Genomic DNA, 3051 nt, shown 5'->3' on the forward strand with positions numbered 1-3051 from the left:
GCGAAGCCGAGCGGGGCGCCGGTCGACACGATCGCCAGGGAGAGGCCGCCGCGGCTCTCGGGGCTGATCCGGCGCCCGTAGGCGGCGAGCATCCCCCAGATCACGCCGGTGAAGGCGCCGGCGACGAATCGGGACGCCAGCGAGAGGGCGACGTCGCCCGACAGCGCGGTGACGGTGTTGGCGAGCACGAGACCGACGATCGCGGCGAGGATCAGCGGCTTCCTCCGGAACCCGCGGGTGAGGCTGATGGCGGGCACGGTGACGACGACGGTGCCGAGCGCCCAGACGCTGATGAACTGGCCGACGACGCCCTCGCTGGTGCGCATGCCCTCGGCGATCACGGGCAGCAGGCCGGCGGGCATCGTCTCGGCGGCGACCAGGAGGAAGCCCATCGCGGCGAGGATCGCCAGGGCGGCCCAGGGCATGCGCTCGGAGCGCGGATCGGGCGTGCGGGAACCGGTCGGGGCGGTGGCGGTCGGGGCGGTGGCGGTCATGGCGTCCTCTCGAGGGCAGCACGGAGAAGCCCCGCGCGGGGGCGTCCAGGGGGAACGGGTCTCAGGAGGGGGAACGGGTGTCAGGAGGCGGTCGCGCGGGCGCGCTCGACGACGCCCTCCGTCGCGGCCCAGCTGGCCAGCAGGCGCAGTCCCTCGTCGGAGGGGCTGCCGGGCACCGCGGGGTAGACCGTGAGCGAGTGGCCGGGGTCCTCGACGAGCTCGACGGCCTGGAAGGTGAGCTCGAGGAGCCCGACGACGGGATGCCGGAACTGCTTGCGGCCGGCATAGTGGCGGCGGACGTCGTGCGCGGCCCAGAGGGCGCGGAACTCCTCGCTCCGCATCGAGAGCTCGCCGACGAGCTCGGCGAGCTGCCTGTCGTGCGGGCTGCGTCCGGCGTCGCGACGGAGGATCGCGACGTTCACGTGCGCCGCGCGCTCCCAGTCGGGGTAGAAGTCGTGGGCGCCGGGGTCGAGGAAGATGAAGCGCGAGTGGTTCGCGGGTCGGTGCGGTCCGCGGTACATCTCGGAGTAGAGGGCGTAGCCGAGCGCGTTGGCGGCCAGCATGTCCATCCGGTTGTTCGTGATGAACGCGGGGGCGCCGGTGACGGCGTCGAGCAGGTACTGCAGCTCGGGGCGGACGGTCGCCGCAACGGGGACAGTGCGCGTGCGGCGGGAGGCCGGAGCGGCGGTGCGGGCGAGGTCGTGGAGGTGATCGCGCTCGACGCGGTCGAGGACGAGCGCGCGGGCGATCGCGTCGAGGACGCTGTCGGAGACGCCCTCGAGGTTCCCGCGCTCGAGGCGGGTGTAGTAGTCGACGCTCACCCCGGCCAGGCGCGCGACCTCCTCGCGGCGCAGTCCGGGGACGCGCCGCCGCCCGCCGATCGGGTCCACGCCGGCCTGCTCGGGGCTGAGGCGCCCGCGGCGGGAGGCGAGGAACTCGCGGATCTCGGCTCGGTTGTCCATGCCGGGAACGCTACGGGGGCGAGCGGCAGGGGTGGGAGGGTCTGCTGGAACCCGTCTCGGTGGAGCCCTGGCTCGGGCGACGGGACGCGCCGTTGACTGAGGCCGTCCTCCTCCGGGACCCGCGCCGAGCACGGGAGCGCTCCGGAGGACTCCCGAGTGAAGGAGAACCATGCGCGCCACCCTGATGTACGGATCCGGCGACGTCCGCGTCGTCGAGGTCCCCGACCCCGAGATCCAGGAGCCGACCGACGCGATCCTCCGGGTCACGCACGCCTGCGTCTGCGGCTCCGATCTGCACCCCTACCACGACCTCGAGAGCACTCCCGAGGGACGGCGCATGGGCCACGAGGCCATCGGCGTCGTCGAGCAGATCGGCTCCGACGTCGCCGTGCTGCAGGTCGGCGACACGGTCGTCGTGCCCTTCGCCTGGTCCGACGGCACCTGCGCGTTCTGCCGCGACGGCATCACCACCTCGTGCGTGCACGGAGGGTTCTTCGACGGCGCGGCCTCCGCGACCCAGGCCGAGAAGCTGCGGGTGCCCTTCGCCGACGCGACCGCCGTGGTGATCCCCGAGGGCACCGACGAGGCGCTCATGCCCTCGCTCCTGGCCCTCTCGGACGTCTACCTCACCGGTCACCACGCCGCCGTGCGCGGCGGGGTCCGCCCGGGGCTGACGGTGACGGTCATCGGAGACGGCGCCGTCGGGCTCTCGGCCGTCCTCGCATCGCAGCGCCTCGGCGCCGAGACGATCATCCTGATGGGCCGTCACACCGCCCGCACCGATCTCGGCCGCACGTTCGGAGCGACGCACGTCGTGGCCGCGCGCGGTGAGGAGGGCGTGGCGGAGGTGCTGGCGATCACGGGCGGCGAGGGCTCGCACGTGGTCCTCGAGGCCGTCGGACACCTGCCCGCCTACGAGCAGGCGTACGGCGTGGTCCGCCCCGGCGGCACGATCTCGAGGGTCGGAGTGCCGCAGTACGAGGACGCCCCGGTCGGCTTCGCCTCGCTCTTCGGCAAGAACGCGACGCTCACGGGAGGGCCGGCGACGGTGCGCGCCTACCTCGAGGCCGCGCTCCCCCAGGTGCTCGACGGCTCGATCGAGCCCGGTCTGGTGTTCGATCGGGAACTGCCGCTGTCGGACATCGCCGAGGCGTACCGGCTGATGGACTCGCGCGAGGCGCTGAAGGTGCTGATCCGACCGTGATCCGGAGGTGATCAATCGGTGATCCGACGGGCGGGGCTGGAGCGCTGGGAGGACGACTCGCCGAGCACTTGCCGAAGCGGTCGCGGCGGAGTAGGTTCCTTGATGATCAAGCTAGATCGCACGACTCGACGTCCTCCCCCTCGTCTGCTCCCGCTCCCTCAGCGCATCCGAAGCGCCTGCTGAAGCGAGACGACCGGCCCGAAACCGGTGGGATGATCTCGCGCACTCGCCCCCTCCTCGATCCGTCCACCCTGGAATCGGCCGGATCCTCCTACCCGAAAAGAGATGCAGCCATGCCCGAGAACGCTGCCACCGAGACCCTGACCATCCTGCGCGACCTCCTCGGCGCGCTCGAGACGCCCGGCGCCCTGAACCCGGCGTTCGCCGCGCA

3 protein-coding genes are annotated in these 3051 nt (G+C 72.8%); 1 reads left to right on the plus strand and 2 read right to left on the minus strand.

Annotated features, from left to right (window positions below):
- Both IOC53_RS18460 and IOC53_RS18465 read right to left on the minus strand, forming a co-directional pair.
- Positions 1-494 (minus strand): MFS transporter (locus IOC53_RS18460; RefSeq protein WP_242683545.1); only part of this gene is annotated, 494 nt, incomplete at its 3' end.
- Between the two features lie 80 nt (positions 495-574).
- Entirely contained in the window at positions 575-1456 is an 882-nt protein-coding gene (locus IOC53_RS18465) for a helix-turn-helix transcriptional regulator (RefSeq protein ID WP_207408051.1), read from the minus strand.
- 169 nt (positions 1457-1625) lie between these two features.
- Here IOC53_RS18465 and IOC53_RS18470 point away from each other — a divergent pair, with 169 nt between their 5' ends.
- Positions 1626-2660, plus strand: coding sequence for a zinc-binding dehydrogenase (locus IOC53_RS18470; RefSeq protein WP_207408053.1), 1035 nt, complete (start codon positions 1626-1628; stop codon positions 2658-2660).
- The last annotated feature ends 391 nt before the right edge of the window (positions 2661-3051 follow it).

Source organism: Rathayibacter sp. SD072 (assembly GCF_017355185.1).
In the GTDB taxonomy this organism is placed as follows: domain Bacteria; phylum Actinomycetota; class Actinomycetes; order Actinomycetales; family Microbacteriaceae; genus Rathayibacter.

Excerpts from the sequence above, each read along its gene's own strand:
- IOC53_RS18465 (WP_207408051.1), bottom strand. The coding sequence starts at position 1,456 with ATGGACAACCGAGCCGAGATCCGCGAGTTCCTCGCCTCCCGCCGCGGG.
- IOC53_RS18470 (WP_207408053.1), top strand. The coding sequence starts at position 1,626 with ATGCGCGCCACCCTGATGTACGGATCCGGCGACGTCCGCGTCGTCGAG.